We start from the raw sequence: 26,105 nt of genomic DNA, 5'->3' as shown, positions 1-26,105 counted from the left end.
CCACCCCCTTCCACTTCCACCAAGGAAGGCCCACGGGCCCAAGGAAGGTCCCGCGGCCATTTCCTCTCGACCGTGCACCGAGAGCGGAGTATCCGAATGGCACCCACCCTCACCCTCAAAGCCGGAACGTCCTGGGCCGAGGCCTGGCAGCGCTGCCTCGCCGCCGCGCCCGAGGCGTTCCGGGACGACCGCGTCCTCAACCTCTGGAACGCCGCCTGGCACGCGGACGGCCGGGCGCTGCCCGCCATCAGCCCGGTCGACGGCACCCCCATCGCGGGCCCGCCCCGGCTGGACCGGGCCACCGCCCGGCAGGCCGTGCGAGCCTCGCTCGACCAGCACCGCGCCTGGCGGCACATCCCGTCGGCCGAACGCCGGGCCCGGGTCGCCGCCACCCTCGACGCGCTCACACAACACCGCGAACTCCTCGCCCTGCTGCTCGTCTGGGAGATCGGCAAGCCGTGGCGGCTCGCCCAGGCGGACGTCGACCGGGCCATCGACGGGGTGCGCTGGTACGTGGACGGCATCGAGCCGATGATCGCCGGCCGGGCACCGCTGGACGGCCCGGTGTCCAACATTGCGAGCTGGAACTACCCGATGAGCGTCCTCGCCCACACCCTGCTGGTCCAGGCGCTCGCGGGCAACGCGGTCATCGCCAAGACCCCGACCGACGGCGGGGTCGCCTGCCTGACCCTCGCCTGCGCGCTCGCCGCCCGCGAGGGGATCCCCGTCACCCTGCTCAGCGGTAGCGGGGGCGAGCTGTCCCAGGCACTGGTGCGCGCGCCCGAGATCGGCTGCGTCTCCTTCGTCGGCGGCCGCGACACCGGCGCCGCCGTCGCCACGGCCGTCGCCGACCTCGGCAAACGGCACGTACTGGAGCAGGAGGGCCTGAACACCTGGGGCATCTGGAACTACTCGGACTGGGACGCGTTCACCGCCGTCGTCCCGAAACTCTTCGACTACGGCAAACAGCGCTGCACGGCCTACCCGCGCTTCGTGATCCAGCGCGACCTCTTCGACCAGTTCCTCTCCGCGTACCTGCCGGCGGTCCGCAGGGTCAGGGTCGGCCACCCCCTGGCCGTGGAACGAAGCGGCGACCCGTGCCCGGAGCTGGACTTCGGCCCGGTGATCAACGCGGCCAAGGCCAAGGAACTGCGTGACCAGGTCGCGGAGGCCATCGACCGCGGCGCCGTCCCTCTCCACCGCGGCAAGGAGGCCGACGCCCGCTTCCTGCCCGGCCAGGACACCTCGGCCTACGTCCACCCGGTCACCCTGCTCAACCCGCCCCGCTCCTCCCCGCTCCACCACGCGGAACCCTTCGGCCCGGTCGACACCATCGTCCTCGTCGACACGGAGGCGGAGCTGCTGGCCGCGATGAACGCCTCCAACGGCGCCCTGGTCGCGACGCTCTCCACGGACGACAGGGCCACGTACGAGAGGCTGGCGCCGCAGATCCGCGCCTTCAAGGTCGGCCACGGCACGCCCCGCTCCCGCGGGGACCGCGACGAACTGTTCGGCGGGTTCGGCGCCTCCTGGCGCGGCGCCTTCGTCGGCGGCGAACTGCTGGTGTACGCCGTCACCCGCGGCCCGGCGGGCGAGCGGCTGCCCGGGAACTTCCCCGACTATCAGCTCATGCCCTGACCACCGCGTTCATCCGCTCCGTGTGCGCTCACTCACTGCGCGTACATCCCGTCGGCCGGGGCGCACACTCGCGCCCCGGCCACCGCTCACCGCACGGATACGCAGGTGAAACGCGCTCCGAAACCTTGGTATTGTTGTCCATGTCGCCGCGGGGAACAGCCCCCGCAAGGCGGCAGACACCTAGTCCGGGTGGCGGAATGGCAGACGCGCTAGCTTGAGGTGCTAGTGCCCTTTATCGGGCGTGGGGGTTCAAGTCCCCCCTCGGACACCAGCTGAGACCCCTGTTGATCAGGGGTTTTCTGCTTTTCAGGACTGTGGCGAGACCAACCACGTGACCAACGGCCCAGCGAATCCCCAGGTCAGACCAGGGATGTCAGCCGGATCGCCCTCCAGGAAGACCAGGGGACGGCACGCTCAGCGAGGGTCTTCAGCCCGTGTCGGACCAGGGCCGAGCCGATACCGCGCTTGCGATGCTCGGGCATGACGGCCAACGGGCTGAGCACGTGCACCTCAACCAGTCGCCGAGGGGCATCGAGCAGACTGTGGGTGAACATGACGTGCCCGACGATCTGCCCGTCGAGTTCAGCGACCAGCGAGAGACCCTCCGCGGGCGTGATCGTGCAGGTTCTGCATGTTCGTGGTTGGTCAGCTCTGGCAGCCGCAGTCGCCGCTGTGGAACGTCACGTAATTCCCCACCAGCGGCGTCGGCTTCCCCGCTCGAAAGCGGTAGCCGTCTCACCCCCGACCGGCGACCGAGCCCGAGTTCCCTGAAGAGATGAAGAATGCGGTTGTTCCGCGGCTGGGCCATGCGATGTCGTCAACGGCGAGAAACGGCTCGCCGGCCACGGTCGCGGGGGTTGCCCCGGTGAACGCCATGACGTCCCGATGCAGGTGGGACTGGTCGGCGTAGCCAGTGTCGGCTGCGACTTCGGCCGCGCCTTCACCCGCGACCAGGCGGTGGGCGGCATGGTCGAAGCGGACCAGCTTCACGGCACGTTTGGGCGGCAGGCCGAGCTGCGACCGGAACCGGGACCACAGCCGCTTACGGCTCCACCCGACCTCAGCCGCGAGTCCGTCGACCCGGGTCAGGCCACGGCTGACGACGATCCGGTGCCAGGCCCAGGCCACCTCCGGGTCCACCGGCGGCCCCGCCTCATGCCGGCGGGCGAGCAGTGCGTCTGTCAACGCGAAGCGATCCTGCCAGGACAGGACATCGCCGAGTTGCTCGCGGATCCGGGACGCCTCCCGGCCCCACAGGTCGCCCAGCGGCACGACGGCGCCGTCGAGGTCTGCGGGGGCGACACCCAGAATCGCACGTGCGATCACCGGGGACAGGCGCACCTGCACGCACTCGACGTTCTCTCCCCGCGCCCGGACCGCGCCTCCGGATCCGAGCCCGAGACCGGCGACGATGCTTCCCCGCTGCTGCTGTCCTGGGGCACAGTCAAGGACGGGCGAGCCGGCGCCGAACTCCAGGACCAGCGTCACGGCAGGGTGCGGGACCATCCGAAGCGCGTCCAGTTCACGGATGCGGAACCCGGCCATGGTGAGTCCGGCCACCCGGCTGGGCCGCTGCGGGCATGCGACGTCCCAAACAGCCGCACCGTGCATGAACGTTGGCACCATCCCATGCTACGTGAGCCGACTGAGGGGAACATTCGTCCAATCCGCCGACGGGGACCAGCGGCGACAGTGGGCCCATGACTGTTTCTGACGGCAGCCCGCACGTGAACGGCGGCGCCACCACCGAGAGTTCAACCCTGTCGCTGGACGACGGCGACATCTACGTGTGCCAGGACGGCCCCCGCGACGCCCCCGCACTCCTGCTCATCCACGGGTCCGCATCCTCGACCCGCTCGTGGGACCCGCTGGTTCCGCTGCTGACGGGATCTCACCGCGTCATCCGGATCGATCTGCTCGGGCACGGTCGGTCGGCCAAACCGGCCGACCGCAGCTACGCGATCCCGGACCAGGCACGTCGGGCCGGAGCGGTACTGGACCGGCTCGGCGTCGAGCACGCCGTGGTCGTCGGTCACTCCAGCGGCGGCTTCGTCGCCACCGCCCTCGCCGAACAGCGACCCGACCTGGTGACCGCGCTCGCGCTCATCAACACCGGACCCAGCCTGGACGCCTTCATCGCAACGGAGTCCGCCGCAATCGGCCTCTCGCAGTGGCCGCCGACCGACGAGCAGCTCCGGCGGTTCGCGAGCACGGGTTTCAGCCGCGCGGGCTACAAGATCCCCGAAGAACTCCTGGACGACGTGCGCGGTATGACCCACCACTCGCTCACCACGTCGATGCGGGCCACCCGCTCCTACCTGGAGCAGCGGGCGCTGCCGGATCGGCTGACGGTCCTGGGCAAGCCCCTACTGGTGATCTTCGGCGAGGACGACCGCAGATGGCGATCCTCATCCGCCTCCGATTACCGCGCCGTTCCGGGCGCAAGGGTCGAGCTGCTGCCCGGTCTCGGGCACTCGCCCCTGCTCGAGGATCCGCCGCGGACCGCCACCTCCCTGCTGGCCTTCACCGCGATCCACGCCGTACGGGTGGACTGAATGACAAGGAGGGGTGCCATGCGGATTCTCGTCTCCGGCGCCAGCGTCGCCGGTCCGGTGCTGGCCTACTGGCTCACCAGACACGGCTTCTCCGTCACCGTCGTCGAGCGCGCGCCGGCGCTGCGCAAGACCGGCGGCCACGCGGTCGACCTGTTCCGGCCCGCGATGATCGTCTCGGAGAAGATGGGCGTGCTCCCACGTGTCGAGGAGCGGGCCACCGGCACGAACCGGATGACCGTCTACCGGGAGGGCTCACGGCGTCCCGTCCGGGCGGACCTCTCCAAGATCTTCGGTGCCAACTCCGACCGGCACGTCGAGATCATGCGCGACGACCTGAGCGAGATCTACTACGACGCCGCACGCGACGACGTCGAGTACGTCTTCGGCGACTCGATCACCGCGATCTCGCCCGATGGCGAGGTGCGGTTCGAGAACGCCGCGCCGCGCCGCTTCGACCTCGTCGTCGGTGCGGACGGGCTGCACTCCAACGTGCGCCGCCTCGTCTTCGACGAGGAGTCCCGTTTCAACGCCTTCATCGGGGCCTACCTCGGGGTACTGACCCTGCCGAACGTCTCCGACCTCGACGGCGAGCTCCTCATCCACGTCGGCGTCGGCCGCACCGCCGGCATGTACGGCGCGCGGCACCTCGGCGACGCGCGGGCGTTGTTCCTGTTCCGGAGCGAGCGCGAACTCGACTACCACCACCGCGACGTGCCCCGGCAGAAGGAACTGCTGCGCGGTGCGTTCGCCGGCATGCACCCTGACGTGGACCGCTGGCTGGACGAACTCGACCGCACCCCGGCGTTCTACTTCGACTCGATCACCCAGCTCCACATGGACACCTGGTCGCAGGGAAACGTGACGCTCGTCGGCGACGCGGGCTACTGCCCCGGTCCGGCCGTCGGCGGCAGCACCACCCTGGCCGTCGTCGGTGCGTACGTCCTCGCCGGAGAACTGGCACGGGCGGGCGGCGACCACGAGCGTGCCTTCCCCGCCTACGAGCGCGTGATGGCGGCGCACGTGCACGGCAGCCGCGCGGTCGCGCTGAGTGCAGCGAAGACCCTGATCCCCACGTCCCGCCTCGGCGTGTGGGGACTGGCCCAGGGCGCCCGCCTCATCTCCGCCCTGCCCACGGGCCCCAGTCGCGCCCTCGTTCGCCTCACCACCAAGAGCGCACGCCTCTACAACTCCGTGACCGTCGACGACTACCCGCCGTCGCCCGCCGCATGAGGAGGCCGGGGCGGTCCCGGAGACGACCTCGGGGCGGAGTGAGGAGTGCTCGCCGCCCTCGGGGTTGGTGGCTTTTTTGCAGCGTCGAGACGATGGCAGCGCAGCTTGGCCATCTGCTCGGGGTTATGGATCTCCAGAACGTTGCTGTGGAGATCGTTCCGTTCTCGGCGCAACGGACCATGTGGCCCATGCCCACCTTCACCATCTTCGATGACACCAGGGTGCACGCGGACACCCTGGACGCTGCCGCCACCCGCGCCCAGCCCAGCCCAGCCAGGTCGAGCTGTACGAGTGAGAGCTGTTGCTGATCCAGAGCCTGGCAGAGCACGTCTTCGCGCAGGTCTGACGCCGCAGGCGGCGGCCTACGTGGTGTCGGCCGCCGCCTGGCGGAAGGGATTCAGGATCAGCTGCGTGGAGGGGTGTGACGTCAGCCGGTCGCGCTGCCCGAGACCCACTCGGTCCACGGCATGTTCCAGTCGCTGAGGCCGTTGCCCGGGGCCAGTGCGGTCTTGTCGTCGGAGTTCTTGACGATCACGACGTCACCGATCATCGAGTTGTCGAAGAACCACGCGGCGGGCAGCTTGTCGTTGCCGCCGCCCCTGACGTCCTTCAGGCCCACGCAGCCGTGGCTGGTGTTGACCTTGCCGAAGACCGAGTCGGCACCCCAGTAGTTGCCGTGGATGAACGTGCCCGAGTCGGTCAGGCGCATGGCGTGCGGCACGGCCTTGATGTCGTACGAGGGCTTGCCGTCCTTCTCCGTGAGGCCGACGGTCGCACCGTTCATGTGGATGTGCCGGAACTTCTCGGAGATGACCATCTGACCGTTGTACGTCGGGTGCTCCGGGCTGCCGGACGAGATCGGGATGGTCTTGATCGTCTTGCCGTCCCGTACGACGGTCATCTTCTTCGTCTTGGCGTCGACGGTGCTGATCTGGCTCCGGCCGATCTTGAACGTGACCGTCTTCTGGATGCCCTGACGGGTGAGCTTGACGGTGACGGTGGAGCCGGGCTTCCAGTAGTTCTCGGGGCGGAAGTCCAGGCGGTTGTCGTTGAACCAGTGACCGACGACCCGCTGCCCGCTGCTGGAGCTGACCTGGATCTCCGACTCCACAGCGGCCTTGTCGCTGATCGCCTTGTCGAAGCGGACCGTCACCGGCATGCCCACGCCGACGGTCGAGCCGTCCGCGGGGGAGAGATGCCCGATGAAGTCGTTGGCCGCGGAGGCCGTGGAGATCGCGGCGTACCCGGTGACGGAGCGGCCCTTGGCGTCCACGGCCTCTGCGGCGACCTGATAGCGGGTGGCCCGCTCCAGTTGGCCGTTCGGCTTCCAGGACGTGCCGTCCGCGGACACGGTGCCCGGAATCTCGGCACCGGTCGCGACGGCGGTCATGGTCACCTTGGTGAGCTTGCCGTCGCTGACGGTGACCTTGACGGGGCCGTTGATCCCGACGTTGTAGGCACCTGCCCCGGACGTGATCTTTATTCGGGCGTCGGAAGCGTCCTGGGCGACCTTCTGATCTGCCTGCGTCTGCGGTTTCGGGAGGTTCCCGGGGTCGTTGTTGCTGGTGGCAGCGTTGCTGGTACCGCCCAGCGCCGTGAGTGCGAGTACGCCGCCGAATACGCCGGCCGTAGCCATCAGCCCGATGCGTCGCTTACGTACCGTGATCAAACGCTTCTCCCATGCCACTGATCGTTGAATCCCTGGAGCTGGTTACCGGAGGAGTGCAACCAGCATCAAAGAACTACTTTTACGCATTCATCCCTCCTTAAGGGAGGGAATTGTGGCGAATTCCACGCGTCGTGGGTGCTCTCCTTACCCCCGTTGTCAGTGGCGGACGCTACGGTCTGCCCCGTGAACGGGGAGCGAGACGAAGAGTCGGTGAGCCGGCGTGCGGCTCTGGATCATGTGCTGGGTCTGATCGCGGACGCTCCCTGGAGCGGAAGCCTGGTCCTGCGCGGAAGCATGGTCATGCCGGCCTGGGTGGGAGCCGCGGCGCGCGAGCCCGCCGATCTCGACTGGGTGGTCCTGGAGCACGCCGCCGGGGTCGATGTGCTGGACCCGTATCCGTACGTCGACGCGCTCGACACGGTGCAGCAGTGGCCGGAGGCCGCCGACGGCGCGGCTCGGTACGAGATGTGGACGTACGAGGAGTTCGACACCGCCGGACAGCGGCCCGTCCTCCCACCCGAGGGCCTGCGCTGGCTGTCCGACGAGGACGTGGTGGAATCCGGCCCCCCGTACCTGGACCTGCTCGAACGCGTGGCGCAGCGGCCGTGGGCGGCCCCGGGTGTGTTCCTCGACGCGGGGAAGGCGCGCGTGGACGGGACGTGGACGTACACGGAGTACGACACACCAGGGGTACGGCTGCTCATTCCCTGGCAGAGAGAAGGGGCGCCCGCCGGCGAGGTACGGCTGGACTTCGCCCGCGACGAACTGCTTCCCGAGCCCCCGGTGTGGACCCTGATACCGCGCGGCGACGGGGGAGCGCCCACCGCGGTGCGGACCGCCGGCCGGGAGCTGTCCCTGGCCTGGAAGTTGCTGTGGTTGCACACCGACAGCCGGGACGACGGCCGCGCGCAGGGCAAGGATCTGTACGACGCGGTGCTCCTCGCCGAGGGGGAGGGGGCGTCCCTTGCACCGCGCCTGCTGAGGTCGGTCTTCCGCCGTGCGGCGTGCCGGGAGGCGGACGCTCTCCGCCCGGCCGCGGTGGTGCGGTGGGATGTGGACTGGGCTGGGTTCCAGGAGAAGCACCCGGGGGTGCGGGGCACCGCGCAGGAGTGGCTGCGGCGGCTCGCCCGGGCCCTGGGATCGATCGGCGCGTGAAAAATCGGTACGCGGTCCCTGATCGGTTTCCCTAGACTCACCCTGCATCGCGCGGCGTTGACACATCTCGGCCGCGTGTTTCGTGACCACTGACACCGAGGGGAGCCGGGCCGTGCGTGACCGTACCGCCGTCGTCGTCCCCCCGTCGCGGTCCGAGGTGATCCTGGTGTCCTCGTCCGTCCGGTGCCCGCTGCGCGGCCGGCACCGGATGCCCGTGACGACGCTCTGACCCGGTTCACCACCAGCTCACACGGCACAGCCCAGGCACGCCCGGTGGCGGGCGACCGGGCCGGGTCCGTCTGCTCCTGAGCACGGGAGATCGAGCACGGAAATCGAGCACGGGAAATCGCGCTGCCCCTTTTTCCTGATCCTCAGAAAGGCCATGGGCCGTGCGTACCGACCTCAACACCCTCGCCACCGTCCGCAACCTCGGCATCCTCGCCCACGTCGACGCCGGCAAGACCACCGTCACCGAGCGCTTCCTGTACGCGACGGGGACCACCCACAAGCGCGGCGAGGTCCACGACGGCACCACCGTCACCGACTTCGACCCCCAGGAACGCGACCGTGGCATCACCATCTTCGCCGCCGCCGTCAGCTGCGGCTGGGACGGCCACCGCATCAACCTCATCGACACCCCGGGCCACGTCGACTTCGCCGACGAGGTCGAACGTTCGCTGCGCGTCCTTGACGGGGCGATCGCCGTCTTCGACGCGGTCGCCGGCGTCGAGCCGCAGAGCGAGTCGGTGTGGCGGCAGGCCGACCGGCACGGTGTGCCGAGAATCGCCTTCGTCAACAAGCTGGACCGCGCGGGCGCCGACCTCGACCGGGCCGTCGACTCGATCCGGGAGCGGCTGCATCCTGCCCCGCTCGTCGTCCAGTTGCCGATCGGCGCCGAGGACGGCTTCACCGGCGTGGTCGACCTGGTGCGCATGCGCTCCCTGGTCTGGGACGGCGGTGGCGGTACGGCGGTGGAGGGGCCGGTTCCCGAAACACTGACGGAGGAGGCCCTGCGGCGGCGTCGGGTGCTGGAGGAGGCGGTGGCCGAGCTGCATCCGGCCGCGCTGGAGGAGTTCTGCGCAGAGTCTGCTCTGTCCGAGCCGACCCTGGTCGCCGCCCTCCGGGACCTCACCCGCACCGGCGACGGTGTCGTCGTGCTGTGCGGGTCCGCCTACCGCAACCGCGGCATCGAACCGCTGCTGGACGCGGTGGTGGCCTACCTGCCGTCGCCGCTGGACGTGCCCGCCGTACGCGGTGTCCACGGCGAAACCGAAGAGTGGCGGCCCGCCGACCCCGAAGCACCGTTCGCTGCCCTCGCGTTCAAGGTGAACGCGGCCGGCATCGGGCGCCTGACCTGCGTGCGCGTCTACTCGGGCACGATCGGGAAGGGAGACACCGTGTGGGACCCCGGCACCGGGCGCACCGAGCGGGTGGCGCGGATCCTGCGGGTCATGGCGGACCGGCACGTCCAGCTGGACCGGGCGGTCGCCGGTGACATCGTCGCGCTCGCGGGCCTGAAGTCGGCGCGGGCCGGTTCGACCCTCTGCGATCCCGGCGCCCCGCTGCTCCTGGAGGCCCCCGTGGTCGCCGAGCCCGTGGTGTCCGTCGCCGTCGAGGCACGCCGCAGCACCGACACCGGACGGCTGGCGACCGCGCTGGCACGGCTGGCGGAGGAGGACCCCTCGCTGGTGGTGCGCACCGACGACGAGACCGGACAGACCGTGCTGTCCGGGATGGGCGAGCTGCATCTGGAGGTCGCGGTGGAGAAGATCCGCCGTTCCGATGGACCGGAGGTCGTCGTGGGGCGTCCGCGGGTCGCGCATCGGGAGACTGTCGTGCGCGGGGTGAGCGGGCTGGTCTTCCGGCATGTCAAACAGGACGGCGGTGCCGGGCAGTTCGCGCATGTCGTCCTGGACGTCGAGCCGCTCGGGGCCGAAGTCGGGGCCACCGGCTTCGAGTTCCGGTCCGTCGTGGTCGGCGGGCGGGTGCCGCAGGAGTATGTGCGGGCCGTGGAGGCCGGCTGCCGGGACGCCCTGGCCGAGGGACCGCTCGGTGGGCATCCGGTGACCGGGCTGCGGGTCACGCTGACCGACGGCTCCACCCATGTGAAGGACTCCTCCGAGATGGCCTTCCGGACCGCCGGCCGGCTGGGACTGCGCGAGGCGCTGCGTGCCTGCGCGGTGGCCCTGCTGGAACCGGTGGCCGAGGTCACGGTCACCGTGCCGGAGGACGCGGTCGGCGGGGTGCTCGGTGACCTGGCCGCTCGGCGCGGGCGGGTCAACGGGTCCGAGAGCCGGGGTGGCTCGGCGGTGCTGACCGCCACCGTGCCGCTGGCCGAACTGTTCGGCTATGCGACTCGGTTGCGCAGCCGGACCCAGGGGCGGGGCACGTTCACCACCCGGCCGGCGGGTTACGCGCCGGCGCAGCGGCCGGTTCCGGCTCGGTAGTCGGCAGGCTCGCTGCGGATCGACAGGTCGCCCGGGGACCGAGGCCGCCAGTGCGGGGTCCTCGGTCCCCGGGCCGCCCTCGGCCGGCCGGGAAATCACCCGCGCCGGGCGATGCGCTCACCCCGGGAGCCGGATGAGGTGGAAAACGGACAGGAAACCGCTGGTCCGTGGCCCGGAAGGCGTGAGGCGACATGACCGAGGACAGCATGACCGAGGACAGAGGGGGCGCGATTGGCGTGGCCGCTCGGGACCCCGTACGGGGGGCGTGAGCCATGTGCCGTTGGCTTGCCTACTCGGGTACGCCCCTCGTACTCGACGAGGTCCTGTACCGCCCGCAACACTCGCTGATCGACCAGAGCCTGCACGCACGCATGGGCGTCGAGACGACCAACGGCGACGGCTTCGGCATCGGCTGGTACGAGGATCACACCCGCACCCCGGCCGTGATCCACGACATCGGACCGGCCTGGAACAACCGCAACCTCCGGGAGATCGCGGAGCATGTCCGCTCGCCCCTGTTCTTCGCCCACATCCGAGCCTCCACCGGTACCGCGGTACAGCAGACCAACTGCCATCCTTTCCGCCACGGTCGCTGGATGTGGATGCACAACGGCTCGATCGCCGGATTCCATGAACTCCGCCGGGAGCTCGTACTCGCCGTCGACCCGGAGCTCTTCCCTTCGATCGAGGGCACCACGGACTCCGAGGTGATGTTCTATCTGGCGCTGACGTTCGGGCTGGACGAAGATCCGGTGGGTGGCGTCGCCCGTATGACCGGCTTCGTCGAGCGAGTCGGACGGGAGCACGGGGTGCCGTCCCCCGTGCAGATGACGGTCGCGGTGGCCGACGGGGAGCGGGTCCTGGCCTTCCGGTACGCCAGCGAGGGCACGCCGAGGTCGCTGTACTACAGCAGCAGGGTGGACGACCTTCGGGCGCTGCACCCCGACGCCACTTTCCTGCAGGACGTCTCGGACGAGACCCGCCTGGTGGTGTCGGAGCCGTTGGGTGATCTGCCCGGCGCCTGGAACGAGGTACCGGCCGACACCTATGGAGTCGTCCAGCCGGGCGAGGATGTGCTGCAGGACTTCCGGCCCGAGGTCCCCTGACGGACGGACGCCCCCGGTGTGCACACCGAGCCGGCATACGAGCCCGGACCAGCGGCTACCCGGGCAGGTGCCGACTCGGACATGCGCCGACGGACCCCTCACGCCAACCGTCCATCCACCGCCGCCCGCCAAGCCGGTGCCTTCACCGGCCGCGCCGCGCGCCGCGGCCGTTGCCCGCCCCGGGCGAAGAACGCCGCCAGCGGAAGCACCGCCGCCCCCACGGTGACCGCGTCCGGTCCGAGCCGGCCCAGTTCGATGCCGACCCGGCCCGCAGGGAAGCGGAGTGCCTGTGTGAGGGCGTGGGCGCGGACCTCGTCCAGGAAGGTGCCGCCGAGTTGGAGGCCCGCCCAGCCGCCGATCAGGACGCGTTCGGGCTGGAAGAGGTTGATCAGGTCGGACAGACCGGCGCCCAGGTACTCGGCCGTCTCGGCCAGGACGGCCGCCGCCACCGGGTCGGGCGTGCTGTCGTTCGAGGGGCGGGCGGCGGCGAGCAGTTCGGTCAGGGCCCTCTCCTCGCCTGCCCCGGGCGACGGTTGCCCGCCTGCCTCCTGCCAGCGTGCGACCAGCGCCTCCGCGCCCGCGTACGCCTCCAGGCAGCCCCGGGCACCGCACCGGCACCGGCGCCCGCCGACCCGTACCGTCAGATGTCCCCACTCCACCGCCCGTCCCTGGGCTGCCTCCTCGGTGACCACGCAGGCGCCGACTCCGGAGCCGAAAAGGACGACCACGGCGTTGCGGGCGCCGCGGCCCGCGCCGAACCACATCTCGGCCTGGCCCAGGGTCTTGGCGCCGTTGTCGATGAAGTAGGGAATGTGGGAGGGGAGTTGGCCGGTCAGGCGGAGCCGTCGCTCCAGTGGGACCGCGTCCCAGCCGATCGTCTGGCCGTGGACGACGGCGCCCTGCTCGCCCGCGTCCTCGATGATGCCGGGCACGCCGATGCCCACGCCGAGGAGGTCGTCGGGGGCGAGCGCGGCCGTACGGAACACCTCGGCCATGCCCTCGTGCACATGGCCGACGACGGCGTCGACGTCGTAGCCGCGTGGGCCCAACGGACGTTCCGTGCAGGCGAGTTCGCGTAGTCCGAGGTCGAACAGCTCCACACGTACCCGGGTCTCGCCGACGTCGACCCCGATGAGCCGGCCGCTGTCCGGTCGTATGCGCAGCAGTCGGCGCGGGCGGCCGGCGTCGGAGTCGACGATGCCCGCCTCCTCCACCAGGCCGTCGGCGAGGAGTTCGGCCACGACGTTGCTGACGGAGCCCGAACTCAGCCCGGCCGCCGGGCCGAGCGCGTGCCGGCTCATCGGGCCGTCGAAATACAACCGTTGCAGAACGGCGCTCCGGCTCTCCCGCCGCAGGTCACGCACCGTACGGCCGCCCAGCCCTGCCACCCGACCTCCCTGGTTCACGCACATTTGTGGCCCGCCGGAGCGGATGCCGTTGCCGGATCCCTTGACGAGCGATTCTCTTGAGGTTTAACTCACATCCTAAATTAAGCCATGAGGGGCTTCGAGGGTCGCACGGGTGTCGGCCTCCGCGAGCGGCCCCTCGGGGTTCTCCTCCCGGAAAGGGACACCTGGAGCCATGCGCAGCATCCGAGCCGCGGCCGTAGGCGCCGTCACCATGTCTCTCGCTCTCGCGGCCACGGCCTGCGGAGGCGGTTCGTCCAGCGGCAGCGGGTCCGACGACTCGCCGAAGACGCTGACCTACTGGGCCTCCAACCAGGGCGCCAGTATCGCCGTCGACAAGAAGGTCCTCCAGCCCGAACTCGACAAGTTCGAGAAGCAGACCGGGATCAAGGTGAAGCTGGAGGTCGTGCCCTGGTCCGATCTGCTCAACCGGATTCTGACGGCGACCACGTCCGGTCAGGGCCCGGACGTGCTGAACATCGGCAACACCTGGAGCGCCTCCTTGCAGGCGACCGGCGCGCTGCTGCCCTGGGACGCCAAGAACTTCGACAAGATCGGCGGCAAGGACCGGTTCGTCGAGTCCGCGCTCGGATCCACGGGCGCCCAGGGCAAGGACCCGGCCGCCGTACCGCTGTACTCGATGGCGTACGCGCTCTACTACAACAAGCAGATCTTCGCCGACGCCGGCATCTCCAAGCCACCGGCCACCTGGGACGAGCTGATCGCCGACGGCAAGAAGATCAAGGCGAAGGGCAAGTCGGTCCTCGGCGCCGAGGGCTCGAACGTGTCGGAGAACATCCACCACACCTTCGTCTTCGCCAAGCAGCACGGCGCCGACTTCTTCACCGCCGACGGCAAGCCGGACTTCACCAACCCCAAGGTGGTCGACGCGGTCAAGCAGTACGTCGACCTGATGGCCAAGGACAAGGTCATCCCGACCGGCGACGCCGAGTACGCGCAGAACCAGTCCGTCAGCGACTTCGCCAAGGGCAAGCAGGCCATCCTGCTGTGGCAGTCCGCCTCCGCCAACCTCAAGTCCCAGGGCATGAGCGAGGACGCCTACGGCATCGCCCCCGTGCCCGTGCAGTCCGGCACCCCCGGCGCCGACGCCCAGACCAACTCGATGGTCGCCGGCATCAACATCGCGGTCTTCAAGAACAGCCACAACCTCGACGGCGCCACGAAGTTCGTGAAGTTCATGACCAGCGACGACGAGCAGAAGACCCTCAACACGGCCTACAGCTCGATCCCGCCGGTGAAGGCCGCCCAGGAAAACGCCGCCTTCAACTCCCCGTCCAACGCCGTGCTGAAGAACACCCTCGCCACCAGCGCGGCCGCGCTGCCGCAGGTCCCCGCCGAGTCTCAGTTCGAGACGACGGTCGGCACGGCCGTCAAGGAGCTGTTCGCCGACGCCGCCGCCGGACGCGCGGTGACCACCGACTCCGTCAAGGCCAAGCTGGAGAAGGCCCAGCAGCAGATGCCGGCGGCCTGAGCACGATGACCACCACCGCTCTGAAAGAGCCGGTGCACGAGACCTCCCCCGGCGCGGCGCGCGAACACCGTCGCCGCGCCGGGCGGATCCGCCGCATCGGACTGCCCTACCTGCTGCTCCTGCCCGCCCTGCTCCTCGAACTCCTCGTCCACCTGGTGCCGATGGTCATCGGCATCGTGATGAGCTTCAAGGAACTCACCCAGTTCTACATCCGCGACTGGGGGACCGCCCCCTGGTCCGGCCTCGGCAACTACAAGCTGTCGGTGGACTTCGACGCACCCGTGGGCGAGGCGCTGCTGCACTCGTTCCTCGTCACCGTCGGGTTCACCCTGCTGTCGGTCGGCCTGTGCTGGCTGATCGGAACCGCCGCCGCGATCTTCATGCAGGACACCTTCCGCGGCCGCGGTCTGCTGCGCGCCCTGTTCCTGGTGCCGTACGCGCTGCCCGTCTACGCGGCCGTCATCACCTGGGTGTTCATGTTCCAGCACGACAACGGCCTGGTGAACCACGTCCTGCACGACCAGCTGCACCTCACCGACAAGCCCTCCTTCTGGCTGATCGGCGACAACAGCTTCTACGCCCTGCTGACCGTGTCCGTGTGGAAGGGCTGGCCGTTCGCCTTCCTCATCGTGATGGCCGGACTGCAGAACATCCCGCGCGAGCTGTACGAGGCGGCCGCACTGGACGGCGCCGGGATGTGGCAGCAGATCCGCCGCATCACCCTGCCGTCCCTGCGCCCGGTCAACCAGGTGCTGATCCTGGTCCTGTTCCTGTGGACGTTCAACGACTTCAACACGCCGTACGTGATGTTCGGCAAGGCCGCCCCAGAGGCCGCCGACCTCATCTCGGTGCACATCTACCAGGCGTCCTTCGTCACCTGGAACTTCGGCACCGGCTCCGCCATGTCCGTTCTGCTCCTGCTGTTCCTGCTGGTCGTGACGGGCCTGTACCTCCTGTTCACCTCGCGCGGACGGAGGGCCGCCGATGTCTGAGTCCCCGATGTCCGACTCCCCGATGGCGCCGCCCCGTTCGTTCCTGTGGTCGCGGCGGATCTTCCTCACCCTGCTCACCGGCTTCGTGCTGCTGCCGGTGTACGTGATGGTCTCCAGCTCGCTGAAGCCGCTCGCAGACGTCACGGGCAAGTTCCGCTGGCTGCCCAGCGGGCTGACCATCCGGCCGTACATCGACATCTGGTCGACGATCCCGCTCGCCAAGTACTTCGTGAACTCGCTGATCGTGGCGGGCGCGGCGACCATCTGCTCGGTGGTCATCGCCGTGTTCGCCGCCTACGCCGTCAGCCGCTACGAATTCCGCGGCAAGCGGGTCTTCACGGTGACCGTGCTGTCGACACAGATGTTCCCCGGCATCCTCTTCCTCCTCCCGCTGTTCCTCATCTACGTCAACATCGGCAACGCCACCGGCATCGCCCTGTTCGGCTCCCGCGGCGGCTTGATCCTGACGTACCTCACCTTCTCGCTCCCGTTCTCGATCTGGATGCTGATCGGCTACTTCGACTCGGTGCCGCGCGACCTGGACGAGGCGGCGCTGGTGGACGGCTGCGGCCCGCTCGGCGCGCTGCTCAGGATCGTCGTGCCGGCCGCGATTCCCGGCATCGTCGCGGTTGCGGTGTACGCCTTCATGACCGCGTGGGGAGAGGTGCTCTTCGCGTCCGTCATGACCAACGACACCACCCGCACCCTCGCCGTCGGCCTCCAGGGCTACTCGACCCTCAACAACGTGTACTGGAACCAGATCATGGCCGCCTCGCTGGTCGTCAGCGTGCCCGTGGTGGCCGGCTTCCTGCTCCTCCAGCGCTATCTCGTCGCCGGTCTGACGGCGGGCGCCGTCAAGTGACCGACACCTTGCACTCCGAAGGGACTTCCGTGTCCGAACGCATCGACCTCGCCGCACTCCCGCACGACTTCCTGTGGGGCACGGCCACAGCGGCGTACCAGATCGAGGGGGCCGTCGCCGAGGACGGCCGTACACCGTCGATCTGGGACACCTTCTCGCACACCCCGGGGAAGATCGCGAACGACGACAACGGCGACGTCGCGTGCGACCACTACCACCGCTGGCGCGAGGACCTCGGCCTGATGCGGCAACTCGGCACCAACGCCTACCGGTTGTCCGTCGCCTGGCCACGGGTGATCCCCGGCGGCGACGGCCCCGTCAACCCCAAGGGCCTGGCCTTCTACGACGAGTTGGTGGACGCCCTGCTGGAGGCGGGCATCACCCCCTCCGTCACCCTCTACCACTGGGACCTGCCGCAGGTGCTCCAGGACCGTGGCGGCTGGCCGGAGCGGGCGACCGCCTTCGCGTTCGCCGAGTACGCCTCGACCGTCGCCGAACGCCTCGGTGACCGCGTGAAGTCGTGGGCGACCCTCAACGAGCCCTCCTGCTCGGCCTGGATCGGCCACCTGGAGGGCAAGATGGCCCCCGGCTGGACCGAACTCACCGCGGCCGTACGCGCCTCCTACCACCTGCTCCTCGGCCACGGCCTCGCCGCGCAGGCGATCCGCGCCGCCGCCCCCGACGCGCAGGTCGGCATCGTCAACAACCTCTCCACCGTGCACGCGGCCACCGACCGCCCCGAGGACCTGGCGGCCGCCCGCCGCCACGACGGCCATGTGAACCGCTGGTGGCTCGACCCGGTGCACGGCCGCGGCTTCCCGGCCGACATGGTCGAGACGTACGGCGTCGAACTCCCCGAGCAGCCGGGCGATCTGGAGACCATCGCGGCGCCGCTGGACTGGCTCGGCCTGAACTACTACTTCCCGGCGTACGTCGCCGACGACCCCACCGGCCCGGCCCCCCGTGTCCGCGCCGTACGCCGCCCGGACGTCCCGCGCACCGGCATGGACTGGGAGATCGACGCTAGCGGCATCGAGACCCTGCTGCTGCGCCTCACCGACGAGTACGGCGCAGGGAAGATCTACGTCACCGAGAACGGCTCGGCCTTCCCGGACGTGGTCCGCCCCGACGGCACCGTCGACGACCCGGAGCGCCAGGACTACCTGGAGCGGCACCTCGCCGCCTGCGCCTCGGCGGCCCGCAAGGGCGCCCCGCTCGCCGGCTACTTCGCCTGGTCACTGCTGGACAACTTCGAGTGGGCGTACGGCTACGCCAAGCGTTTCGGCCTCGTCCACGTCGACTACCGCACCCAGGTGCGCACGATCAAGGGCAGCGGACACCGGTACGCGGACATCGTCCGCGCCCACCGCGGCCAGGCACGCCGGGCCGCCTAGGTGGGGCTCAGGCGACCGATGGGCGGGGCGAGGAAGCCCGCCTCACGTGGTGGCACGCGGTGCACGGCTGTCATGGCCGGGCCCAGTGCGGCGGATCGGCGCGGGCTGCTCGCACCGCCTTGGCAGTCGGTCTGCCACAGTTCGCTGGTACCTGTTCCAGAGGCACGCCCAGTTGTTCGGCCCAGGTTCGCCGCCATGCGGCGCGCCGGTTCGCGCGCGCCTGCCGGGCACGAGCCGCACGTGCCTCGCGCCGCGCGATCTCGGCCCGGGCGGCTTCCTCGGTGCGCAACCACGGCGGGGGTGCGGCGAGGAGGCCGGCGACATGCTGGGGGTGCCACCACCCCGCGCGACGACGTGGCCGCAGCGCGGCGACGACCTCGACGGGGAGGCCGAACAACTCGGCCACCGTCTCGTCGGTGAGACGTGCCGCTTCCTGGGCTGCCGCCAGTACGGCGTTCTCCTCTGCGGCGCGGGACCGGTGCGCGGCTGCCGCCGCCTCCTCGGCTGCCGCTGCCGCACGCGCCTCGGCCAGCCAGACTGGTGGGGCCGCGAGCAACTCCTCCAGCTTGGCTCGCGGCATACAGCCGCCGACCATGTCGATGCGACCCGCGAACACGGACCCCTTGACGCCGGCCCGGCGCTCGACCTCCGCGGGCCAAGCGAGTTCGCCGTACGCCTCGCGGGCCCGCGGCAGAACCTCATCGAGCAGTGCGGAACGCTCCTCCGTGGGCAGTCGGCACTCCTTGACCACGGCCGCCAGCGCCACGACTGACTCGTCTCCCGTGAACCTCGTCAAGTACCGCGGGCCTTGCGTGAGGTTCGCCGCCAGCGCGGCGGCGTAGCGCACCATGGCGACGGGCGTCCCCAGTGCGGCTTCCTCGCGCACAGTGTTCAGCTCATGGCGGGCCCGCTCGGCACGCTCCCTGTTCCGGGCTCGTGTAGCGGCGGCCTTACGAGCAGCCTCCGAGCGGCCCACCGCGGTCACGGCATCCCGCAACACCTGGCCGGCAGCGGCATGTGCGGCGAGGCTGTTGACATCGGCCGCACGGTAGTACCGCACAGTCAGCACCTTCCCGTACTTGCGCACCTGCTCCTCGGCCACGGGCATGAGCCCCGTGACCGCCACGATGCGGCGCCACCGCTCGGGCGAGATGCCCAGGCGCCGGGCCGCCTCCGTCGCGTTCAACCGGTGCTCGCTCGCCAGCCGAGCCCGGAAGCCGTCCAGATCCGCAGCCACCCGTGCCACCTCGCTCGGGTCGAAGCGACGATCCGCGCCACGATCCAACAGACCTGCCGCGGCCGCGAGTTCGATCTCCCACACCGCTAGACCGAGAAGCGCACGCACCTTCTCCTGGCCCCAACGCGCCGCGCTGTCCGTCCCCTGGCTCGGACTCGCGCCGCCTCCGTCCGTTTCCCGCCCATGTCCCTGCCCTTCACTCATGACACAACGTTACGACGTGCCACTGACAGTGAGGATCCCTCGATGTCCCGCCGATGAGGATGGGCATGCGGTCAGGCGGTCAGGCCGCGCCCGCTTCCGTCAGGAAGGGGCTGGGGTTTCCGGTCCAGGACACGTACAGGCCGTCCCGCGCCCGTGTGCAGGCCACGAACAACAGGCAGCGTTCGGACATGAGGTCCGCTTCGTGCTGGGCACGGTCCAGTTCCACGGGGGTCACGGCCTTCGGGTACGGCAAGGCGCCGTCGTTGACGCCAGTGACGGCGACGCAGCGGAACTCCAGGCCCTTGACGGAGTGCATGGTTCCGACGCGGACGGCGTCCGTGTTCTCCGGAACATCCGCGCGCAGGTGCACCGCCGGGACACCGGCGGCGGTCAGCCGCGCGATCGCCTTCTCGACACCCTTGTTGAAGCGGGTGGCGACGCCGATCTCCCCCGCGGTGACGCCGTTCGTGGTCCAGGTACGCACGCGCTCGACGAGGGCGTCGAGTTCGGCCTCCTCCGAGTCCGCCGCGAGCAGCTCGGGGCCGTTGCCGTGCAGCGCGGACCGGTAGCCGAGGAGGGTCTCGTTGCGGGCGTCGTCCTCCAGCAGCTCGAAGGGGCGGCCGACGAGAAGGGCGGTGGACCAGCTGAGGATCTCGTGCGTGGAACGGTAGTTCTTCCGCATCTTGGTGGAGCGCCCGGCGACCTTGATGCCTAGGGCCTTCAGGGAGACCTTCGTGTCGTAGATGCGCTGGTGGGGGTCGCCGGCGATGAACAGGTCGTCCGGGCGCGCGGGCGCCGCGGCGCGCAGCAGGCGCCACTGGGCCGGGTGCAGGTCCTGGGCCTCGTCGACGACGACGTGCCGATACAGGGGTCCCTTGTCCTGGAGCAGGTCGGCTGCCTCCGCGCACGTTCCCAGGTAGGTACGCAGGCCGTCCGCCCGGAGCTGGTCGATGAACTCCTGGACCGTGCGCCACACCAAGGCCCGTTCCGCGGACGGGAGCCGACTGCCCCGCCCGCGCCGGTCGGCGGCCTCGTACTCCTCCAGACTCCGCAGGTTCTGGGCCAGTACGACGTGCTTGTACTCCTGGGCGAGGAACTGGACGCTCCCCGTGAAGCCGGTCGCCTCGGCCGCCCGTGCCCAGCGGGCCTCCTCCTGCCCGCTCCGCAGCGGACGGCGCGAGGTGGAGACGATCCGGCCGGCGAGTGCGTCCACGGTGGTGATGTCCACGCGGTCGCGCAGCCCCTCGTCCTCGACGAGCGTCGCGAGCCCGCTGCGCAGTGCGGCGACGAGGGCGTTGGTGTACGTGGTCAGCAGGATGCGGTCGCCGTCGCGCAGATACGTCAGCAGGTGCTTGACGCGGTGCAACGCGACGACGGTCTTGCCGGTGCCGGGCCCTCCGGTGACCTGGGCGGGACCGGAGTAGCTGGCCCGGTAGGCCACCTTGTGCTGCGAGGGGTGGAGGAAGACCCGCCAGGCCGCGAACGGCTTGTCGAGGATCTCGCGCAGTTCGTCGGAGGCGGTGACGAGGGCGATGCGGGTGCGGGTGTGGCGGATGGCGGTCGCGTAGTCGCCGGTGTCCACCGGATCGGCGCTCGCCGTGGCCAGGCTGACGGACACCACGTCCCGCCAGACTTCCTCCACGGAGAAGCCTTCCGCGAGGTACTCCAGGACTTCCCGCTGGTCCTGCGGGAAGTACGGCGCGAACACCTCCAGCTGCTCCTTGCTGGTGAGCACCCGGGCCTGCCGCAGCGTGGTCTCGTCGATGCCGAGCGCTGCCAGGTCGCCGTCGGAGAACTTGGCGAACAGTCGCAGGTCCGGGGCGGGCGCGATCCGCTCGTACGCCGGCGTCAGCTCTTCGAGCATCTGGATGTCACGGATCTCCACGGCCCGCGTCACCGCGTTGATGCTCGCCTTCTGCTTGACGGCCCAGTCGATCGCCTTGTCGTGCGGCATGACGCGCAGCAGTACGAAGGTGTCGCCACTGTCGGGAGCGAGGACGACGCCCCTCGTCCCCTGGTCGATGCGGATCGTACGGATGTGGGGGTCCTTGGCCCGCTTCAGGGACTCCAGCTTCAGTCCCGGGTCTTTGAAGAGCTGGTCCAGGCTGAGGCGCTCGAACTTCTCCCAGGCGTCGAAGACGCCCTGCTTGACCGTGCCCTGGAGCTTGCCGAGCTGGGCGCAGAAACCGATGTCGAAGGCGAGGTGCGGCATGTCTTGTTGGTCTCTCTATTCGTCGGTCTCGTCCGCGTCCGGCTCCTCCAGATCATTGAGGGTCCGCCACGCTAGATCGGCGAGGGTCTCACCCGACTTGGTAACCCACCGGGCAGTGCCCTGATTCGCGACGGGCCGCTCGGCCCATTCGGCCAGCTCCCACATGTGGGTGATCAGTCCGGAGGGCGAGTACTGCTTGCCGTCGGCAGCCCAGAGGATCGGCTTGGAGCGGTTGTTGACCCAGGAGGCCAGGGCACGGCGCCCGTCCTCGGCGAGCCACTCCCGCAGCGCCTCGGCCTCCACCGGGTACGCGGCGTTGAGCACGAGCGGATCTCCATCGCTCAGGACCTGCTTGTCGACGAGGACCTGAACGGCGTTGGGCCGACGGCGCTTGCGCTGAGGGCGGACTCGTCGGTATGTGTCAGGGGTATGGCCGTTTTCCTGTCCGGTCATGACGGCGACCACTCGTTCGGTCAGGTCGCGGCAGCGGACGGCGTCGGAGCACACCGCCCGGATCTGGGAACGCTCCGTGAAGAGCTCGTCGAGCGCGGCGACGGTAATGGGCAGCAGCCGCTCGACGAGCTTCTTCGTCGTCTCGACGGCATCCTTGGCCCAGCTCAGCTTGGTGTCCGGCTCGCCGATGGCCTCGGTGTCGAGGAGCCGGAACACCAGATGGGTGAGCAGGTATACGCCGTGATCCGCCAGAGCCGCGCCGCGTCCCTCGTAGCGGCCGCGGAGCTGCAGGAGGCTGCGGCGCACCTGACGCAGTACCTGGACCGCGTTCCACAAGAGATAGACCCCGGGCTGCGGGCGGAAGAGACTGTCGTAGACACCCTGCGAGCCCCGCTCCCAGAGGGGCTCCAGCGAGAGCGCGATCCTTGCCGCGTACTGGCTGTCGGTTTGGGCACAGGCCAGAGCGCAGGCAGCCTCGACCACCGAGCAGCCGGATTCCTCGGGCGGGTCCAGTTCGCTGCGGCGGACGCTGTATTCCAGGCCGAGCTCGGCTCGCATCTCGTCCATGATCGCGGCCTGGACCGGGTCGAGAGCGATGAAGTCGCGGGCGCCCACGCTGTTCTGCCGGTTGGTGGCCTTGGTGGTTTCCTTGGCAAACTTCTCGGCCTTGCCGGTGACGATGATCCGTACGCCGATCTGCGCCTCGGCCGCGGTCGGATCGGCGGTCAGTGCCTCGGCGACGGACCGCACGGTCTGCGCGCCGTTCACGACACTGGCGTTGTTCAGGGTGAGCGTCAGGGGGCGATGCTGAGGCGCGAGCATGCTCTGTTGCGCCTTTTCGACGGAATCGCAGAGCACGGTGATGCCGTTGTTGAAGTACCAGAAGTGAGCGGGTTCCTGGGTGAGTGTTTCGACCAGGGCACTGTTGATGGGCGTGCGGCCCAGTGGGTTGCGGATGTTGAGGCTGAAGAGATTCGATCCGCTCTTGGCCCATTGGGCGATCTCTTCGGCCATGACGACCCCTTGGTACGACTCGTACGGGGAGCTGATCCCGAACCAGGGGAAGAGCGTGGCGCTGAGCTGCACGGGGTCAGGCGTGAGGTCCGTCCGGATGGATGCCCATACCGTGGGAGCCAGAATGATCTCGTGGTCGAGTCGATCCCCGTACTTGTTGAACGGTTTCTCGCCCGTGACCAGCGCTTGACGGAAGCCCTCTCCCGGCTCGTCGGGCCGCATCAGAACGACGACCTGAGTGACGGGTATTGGCCCTCGGTCCATGACGGACTTGGCGTACTCGGCGAGCTGTCGGCCACGCGGATTGAACGGGGCGAAGTCCTCGTCGTCGATGAGGCGCAGGCCGGCGAGGAGTTCGAGTACCGCCTTGCGGTCGGCAGCGGCCTTGCCCTGCGGACTCCACTTTCCCTGAACGAGGTACACGTGCGGGTTGGGTCCGTCCACGACGGCAATGGCGTCGATGCCCTGGTCCGCATGTCCATCGATGACGGTGGCGGCCGCTTCCTCCGGACTGAAGCCGGTCACAATCCGCACGGCCTGTGCGGTCAAGGCCCGGGAGAGCAGGCGGTTGTCGTAATCCTCCCCTGAGTACTGAGCCAGGTCACCGACGTCGAGGAGGCTGCTGTAGACCTGAGTGAGGGCCGTACCGACCTGCCGTACCTGGGTGAGTATGCTCGGGGCAGCGCCGCTGGTGTCCTTTGCGTTCACGATTCTGTTCCCCTCCCATGGCCGGGCGAACAGCCCGCAACCATCCTTATCTTCGTACGTAACTGCGACTGCTACGGCGTCAGGGCATCTGCCCGTCGAGGCCGAGCCGGATGACCGCCAGGGCCTCGGCGATCTCCGCGGTCACTTCGTCCCCGGGCCCGAACACCACGCACAGGTCTTCGTAAAGTGGGGTCAGAATCTGCCCGGCGTCAGCCGCCCTCCCCTGGGCGAGCAACAGCATGCCGATGTCCCTGCGCAACTCCAGGGCTTCCTCGCTGGCGTCGCCGTCCACCGAGCGTACGACGTTCAGCACCCCCTGGAGCGTGGCGAGCGCGTCGGTGACCTGGCCGAGTTCGGCGCGGCAGCGGGCCGCCTGTGCTCGGCAGGCGCGGGCATGCTTGCCAGTGGGACCGTTGATACGGGCGTACGCGTCGGCGAGGACCTCGAACTCGGGCAGGGCGGCCCGGTAGTCGCCGCCGAGGAGCCGGATCGCGGCCCGCTGCCGGCGCAGCGCCAGGACCTGCTTGCTCTCCGAGCCGAGCGCGAGCGCGGCCGGCTCGATGATCTCGCCGAGCACCTCGGCGGCCTGCGCGAAGCGCTCCTCCTCCAGCAGGGCGTCGGAGTGGGCGTAGGCCTCCTCGATGTCCTCGCGCATCTGGGCGGGGACGGGTACCGGTCCGCCCTGCGGGGCGACGGGGACGGCGGGGGTCTGGCCGGTGGCTGCCGGGGCCTGGGCGCGCGGCCGGGGTGCGTAGGGGTGACGGAACAGGCCCGTCGGGTCGGGCGCGCCCGGCGGGCCCGCCTCGGCGGCGTCGGGCTTCTCGCCGGGCTTGGGCAGGAACGGCAGCAGCCGCGCGTACACCTCCTGCGTGTCTGCGGGCCGCGCCTCGGGCGCCTTGCGCAGCAGGTGCAGGACCAGCTCCTCCAGCTCCTCGGGCACGTCGGGTCGCAGTTGACGCAGGGGAGTGGGGGCGGCGTTGACGTGCTGGTACATCAACTGGAACTCGCTGTCCGCCTCGAACACGACCCGCCCGCTGAGTAGTTCGTGCAGGACGCAGCCCAGGGCGTAGAGGTCCGTCTGCGGGGTGATGCGCCCGCCCCGGACCTGTTCCGGCGACATGTACTGGTAGGTGCCGACGGGACTGCCGGTTGCCGTCAGCTTGGTGACATCGGTACGCAAGATCGCCGCGATGCCGAAGTCGAGGACCTTCACCGTCCCGTCACGGGCGACGAGGATGTTCCCCGGCTTCAGGTCACGGTGGATCACCGGCACGTCGTGCGCGTGCGACAGGACCGTCGCCACCTGCGCGGCGACGGCCGCCGCCCAGCTGATGGGCAGCGGCCGGTCGCGGTGGATGTAGGCGGACAGCGGGACGCCGTCGACGAGTTCCATCACCAGGAACAGCCGCTCGTACGACTCGCCGAGGACCGCGTCGTACACCTGCGGCACGCCCGGGTGCTGGATGCGAGCGGTGATGCGGGCCTCACGGTGGAACCGCTTGGCGAACTCTTCGGCAAGCTGCGGGGAGGTGACCGACGCCTGCCGGATGAGCTTCACGGCGACCGGCCGGTCCAGCACGCTGTCGTAGCCGCGCCACACGTCCCCCATGCCACCGCTGCTGAGCTCCTCCAGGAGCTCGTAGCGGTCGGAGATCGCCTGCTTCGGCACGTTGCCCCCCGGATACGAGCGCGCTGTCGTGGTCAGGGGTCAAGTCTGACGGCTGTGAAGATCTTGCGTCCAGTCGATGCGATGTGAAACGGCCGCGGGCGTGTGGCCGTCCGGTCAGCTTCCGGTGGGCAGGTCGTATTCCGCCCAGACCGTCTTGCCGGGGCCGTCGGGGCGTGGGTGCCAGTTCCAGTGGGTGGCGAGGTGGGCCACCAGGAACAGGCCTCGGCCACCCTCGCTGAGGGCGCCGGACGCTGCCGGGGTGGACGGGAGCCGCTCCGTGCGGGTGTCGGTGACCTCCACGCGTACGGCAGTGGCGTCGCGGGTCAGCCGGAGGTGGAAGTCGCGGCCAGGGACGTGGCCGTGGCGGACGGCGTTCGCGCACAGCTCGCCGACGATCAGAGTGAGCGCGTCGTGCGGGTCGCTGTCGTACGGGATGCCCCATGCGTCGAATCGGTGCGCGGCGAGGCGGCGGGCGAGGCGTGCACCGCGCGGGGTGGAACTGAACAGCATCGAGAAGTTGTGTGCGCGGTTGGTGAGTTGGGCGGTGTGGTGGGGAGGGAGGATCTCGCTGGTCATGCCTCCACGGTGCGGTGCGATGGCCGAGCGTAACCAGTGGTGACGCGCCGTCGCCGCGTGGTTGTACGTGGCGGGGCTGTCGGCGT

At 69.8% G+C, this 26,105-nt stretch carries 20 protein-coding genes, 1 tRNA gene and 1 pseudogene; 13 read left to right on the top strand and 9 right to left on the bottom strand.

Features of this window, described 5'->3' with window-relative positions; genetic code table 11:
• Positions 1-96: 96 nt before the first annotated feature.
• Positions 97-1,638, top strand: coding sequence for an aldehyde dehydrogenase family protein (locus ACFY3C_RS18835; protein WP_390771528.1), 1,542 nt, complete (start codon positions 97-99; stop codon positions 1,636-1,638).
• Between the two features lie 183 nt (positions 1,639-1,821).
• A tRNA-Leu gene (locus ACFY3C_RS18830) sits at positions 1,822-1,909 on the top strand.
• 88 nt (positions 1,910-1,997) lie between these two features.
• On the opposite strand, the gene ACFY3C_RS18825 is transcribed toward ACFY3C_RS18830, so the two are convergent.
• Positions 1,998-2,192, bottom strand: coding sequence for a GNAT family N-acetyltransferase (locus ACFY3C_RS18825; RefSeq protein ID WP_390771527.1), 195 nt, complete (start codon positions 2,190-2,192; stop codon positions 1,998-2,000).
• 181 nt (positions 2,193-2,373) lie between these two features.
• Positions 2,374-3,261 carry a helix-turn-helix domain-containing protein gene (locus ACFY3C_RS18820; protein WP_390771526.1) on the bottom strand — a complete coding sequence of 296 codons (888 nt, stop codon included), beginning with the start codon at positions 3,259-3,261 and terminating at the stop codon, positions 2,374-2,376.
• Between the two features lie 77 nt (positions 3,262-3,338).
• On the opposite strand from ACFY3C_RS18820, the gene ACFY3C_RS18815 reads away from it, so the two are divergent.
• From ACFY3C_RS18815 to ACFY3C_RS18805, 3 genes and pseudogenes are all read left to right on the top strand, one after another.
• On the top strand, positions 3,339-4,193 hold the full coding sequence (locus ACFY3C_RS18815) for an alpha/beta fold hydrolase (protein WP_390771525.1): 855 nt from the start codon (positions 3,339-3,341) through the stop codon (positions 4,191-4,193).
• Positions 4,194-4,211: 18 nt separating this feature from the next.
• On the top strand, positions 4,212-5,423 hold the full coding sequence (locus tag ACFY3C_RS18810; RefSeq protein WP_390771524.1) for an FAD-dependent monooxygenase: 1,212 nt from the start codon (positions 4,212-4,214) through the stop codon (positions 5,421-5,423).
• Positions 5,424-5,500: 77 nt separating this feature from the next.
• Positions 5,501-5,692: pseudogene (locus ACFY3C_RS18805) on the top strand (Scr1 family TA system antitoxin-like transcriptional regulator); the annotation flags it as partial.
• Positions 5,693-5,850: 158 nt separating this feature from the next.
• Here the strand turns inward: ACFY3C_RS18805 and ACFY3C_RS18800 are convergent.
• Positions 5,851-7,059: an Ig-like domain-containing protein gene (locus tag ACFY3C_RS18800; protein WP_390771747.1), complete on the bottom strand. Its 1,209-nt coding sequence runs from the start codon at positions 7,057-7,059 to the stop codon at positions 5,851-5,853.
• Between the two features lie 216 nt (positions 7,060-7,275).
• Here ACFY3C_RS18800 and ACFY3C_RS18795 point away from each other — a divergent pair, with 216 nt between their 5' ends.
• From ACFY3C_RS18795 to ACFY3C_RS18785, 3 genes are all read left to right on the top strand, one after another.
• A complete protein-coding gene (locus ACFY3C_RS18795) occupies positions 7,276-8,247 on the top strand; it encodes a nucleotidyl transferase AbiEii/AbiGii toxin family protein (protein ID WP_390771523.1) in 972 nt (323 codons plus the stop codon).
• Between the two features lie 389 nt (positions 8,248-8,636).
• On the top strand, positions 8,637-10,694 hold the full coding sequence (gene fusA / locus ACFY3C_RS18790; RefSeq protein WP_390771522.1) for an elongation factor G: 2,058 nt from the start codon (positions 8,637-8,639) through the stop codon (positions 10,692-10,694).
• A gap of 272 nt (positions 10,695-10,966) precedes the next feature.
• A complete protein-coding gene (locus tag ACFY3C_RS18785; protein WP_390771521.1) occupies positions 10,967-11,800 on the top strand; it encodes a class II glutamine amidotransferase in 834 nt (277 codons plus the stop codon).
• Positions 11,801-11,898: 98 nt separating this feature from the next.
• On the opposite strand, the gene ACFY3C_RS18780 is transcribed toward ACFY3C_RS18785, so the two are convergent.
• On the bottom strand, positions 11,899-13,188 hold the full coding sequence (locus ACFY3C_RS18780) for an ROK family protein (protein ID WP_390771520.1): 1,290 nt from the start codon (positions 13,186-13,188) through the stop codon (positions 11,899-11,901).
• A 193-nt stretch (positions 13,189-13,381) separates the two neighbouring features.
• Between ACFY3C_RS18780 and ACFY3C_RS18775 the strand changes: the two genes are divergently transcribed.
• Genes ACFY3C_RS18775 through ACFY3C_RS18760 form a run of 4 tightly spaced genes read left to right on the top strand, consistent with a single transcriptional unit; the run spans position 13,382 to position 17,946 of the window.
• Positions 13,382-14,698: an ABC transporter substrate-binding protein gene (locus tag ACFY3C_RS18775; RefSeq protein WP_390771519.1), complete on the top strand. Its 1,317-nt coding sequence runs from the start codon at positions 13,382-13,384 to the stop codon at positions 14,696-14,698.
• 5 nt (positions 14,699-14,703) lie between these two features.
• The gene (locus ACFY3C_RS18770) at positions 14,704-15,690 is read left to right on the top strand and encodes a carbohydrate ABC transporter permease (protein ID WP_386575982.1); all 987 of its coding nucleotides are present in this window, start codon (positions 14,704-14,706) and stop codon (positions 15,688-15,690) included.
• A 22-nt stretch (positions 15,691-15,712) separates the two neighbouring features.
• Positions 15,713-16,552 carry a carbohydrate ABC transporter permease gene (locus ACFY3C_RS18765; RefSeq protein WP_390771746.1) on the top strand — a complete coding sequence of 280 codons (840 nt, stop codon included), beginning with the start codon at positions 15,713-15,715 and terminating at the stop codon, positions 16,550-16,552.
• Between the two features lie 29 nt (positions 16,553-16,581).
• Positions 16,582-17,946 carry a GH1 family beta-glucosidase gene (locus ACFY3C_RS18760; protein WP_390771518.1) on the top strand — a complete coding sequence of 455 codons (1,365 nt, stop codon included), beginning with the start codon at positions 16,582-16,584 and terminating at the stop codon, positions 17,944-17,946.
• 70 nt (positions 17,947-18,016) lie between these two features.
• On the opposite strand, the gene ACFY3C_RS18755 is transcribed toward ACFY3C_RS18760, so the two are convergent.
• From ACFY3C_RS18755 to ACFY3C_RS18745, 3 genes are all read right to left on the bottom strand, one after another.
• Positions 18,017-19,387, bottom strand: coding sequence for a hypothetical protein (locus ACFY3C_RS18755; protein WP_390771517.1), 1,371 nt, complete (start codon positions 19,385-19,387; stop codon positions 18,017-18,019).
• Between the two features lie 79 nt (positions 19,388-19,466).
• Positions 19,467-21,599 carry a UvrD-helicase domain-containing protein gene (locus ACFY3C_RS18750; RefSeq protein WP_390771516.1) on the bottom strand — a complete coding sequence of 711 codons (2,133 nt, stop codon included), beginning with the start codon at positions 21,597-21,599 and terminating at the stop codon, positions 19,467-19,469.
• A gap of 15 nt (positions 21,600-21,614) precedes the next feature.
• Positions 21,615-23,066 carry an AIPR family protein gene (locus ACFY3C_RS18745; RefSeq protein WP_390771515.1) on the bottom strand — a complete coding sequence of 484 codons (1,452 nt, stop codon included), beginning with the start codon at positions 23,064-23,066 and terminating at the stop codon, positions 21,615-21,617.
• A 132-nt stretch (positions 23,067-23,198) separates the two neighbouring features.
• Here ACFY3C_RS18745 and ACFY3C_RS18740 point away from each other — a divergent pair, with 132 nt between their 5' ends.
• Positions 23,199-23,654, top strand: coding sequence for a hypothetical protein (locus ACFY3C_RS18740; protein ID WP_390771514.1), 456 nt, complete (start codon positions 23,199-23,201; stop codon positions 23,652-23,654).
• Between the two features lie 199 nt (positions 23,655-23,853).
• On the opposite strand, the gene ACFY3C_RS18735 is transcribed toward ACFY3C_RS18740, so the two are convergent.
• Complete coding sequence (locus ACFY3C_RS18735) at positions 23,854-25,443, bottom strand: protein kinase (RefSeq protein WP_390771513.1); 1,590 nt, start codon at positions 25,441-25,443, stop codon at positions 23,854-23,856.
• 114 nt (positions 25,444-25,557) lie between these two features.
• Positions 25,558-26,019: an ATP-binding protein gene (locus tag ACFY3C_RS18730; RefSeq protein ID WP_390771512.1), complete on the bottom strand. Its 462-nt coding sequence runs from the start codon at positions 26,017-26,019 to the stop codon at positions 25,558-25,560.
• Between the last annotated feature and the right edge of the window lie 86 nt (positions 26,020-26,105).

It is taken from the genome of Streptomyces sp. NPDC001410, assembly GCF_042895235.1.
Classification (GTDB): domain Bacteria; phylum Actinomycetota; class Actinomycetes; order Streptomycetales; family Streptomycetaceae; genus Streptomyces.
This window is presented reverse-complemented; position numbering and strand designations above follow the sequence as displayed.

Bases quoted from the DNA above. Each gene is read 5' to 3' on its own strand.
- ACFY3C_RS18825 (WP_390771527.1), bottom strand. From the start codon at position 2,192: ATGTTCACCCACAGTCTGCTCGATGCCCCTCGGCGACTGGTTGAGGTG.
- ACFY3C_RS18765 (WP_390771746.1), top strand. From the start codon at position 15,713: ATGGCGCCGCCCCGTTCGTTCCTGTGGTCGCGGCGGATCTTCCTCACC.
- ACFY3C_RS18785 (WP_390771521.1), top strand. From the start codon at position 10,967: ATGTGCCGTTGGCTTGCCTACTCGGGTACGCCCCTCGTACTCGACGAG.
- ACFY3C_RS18800 (WP_390771747.1), bottom strand. From the start codon at position 7,059: ATGGCTACGGCCGGCGTATTCGGCGGCGTACTCGCACTCACGGCGCTG.
- ACFY3C_RS18770 (WP_386575982.1), top strand. From the start codon at position 14,704: ATGACCACCACCGCTCTGAAAGAGCCGGTGCACGAGACCTCCCCCGGC.
- ACFY3C_RS18835 (WP_390771528.1), top strand. From the start codon at position 97: ATGGCACCCACCCTCACCCTCAAAGCCGGAACGTCCTGGGCCGAGGCC.
- ACFY3C_RS18775 (WP_390771519.1), top strand. From the start codon at position 13,382: ATGCGCAGCATCCGAGCCGCGGCCGTAGGCGCCGTCACCATGTCTCTC.
- ACFY3C_RS18810 (WP_390771524.1), top strand. From the start codon at position 4,212: ATGCGGATTCTCGTCTCCGGCGCCAGCGTCGCCGGTCCGGTGCTGGCC.
- ACFY3C_RS18730 (WP_390771512.1), bottom strand. From the start codon at position 26,019: ATGACCAGCGAGATCCTCCCTCCCCACCACACCGCCCAACTCACCAAC.
- ACFY3C_RS18755 (WP_390771517.1), bottom strand. From the start codon at position 19,387: ATGAGTGAAGGGCAGGGACATGGGCGGGAAACGGACGGAGGCGGCGCG.
- ACFY3C_RS18750 (WP_390771516.1), bottom strand. From the start codon at position 21,599: ATGCCGCACCTCGCCTTCGACATCGGTTTCTGCGCCCAGCTCGGCAAG.
- ACFY3C_RS18745 (WP_390771515.1), bottom strand. From the start codon at position 23,066: ATGGCCGAAGAGATCGCCCAATGGGCCAAGAGCGGATCGAATCTCTTC.
- ACFY3C_RS18815 (WP_390771525.1), top strand. From the start codon at position 3,339: ATGACTGTTTCTGACGGCAGCCCGCACGTGAACGGCGGCGCCACCACC.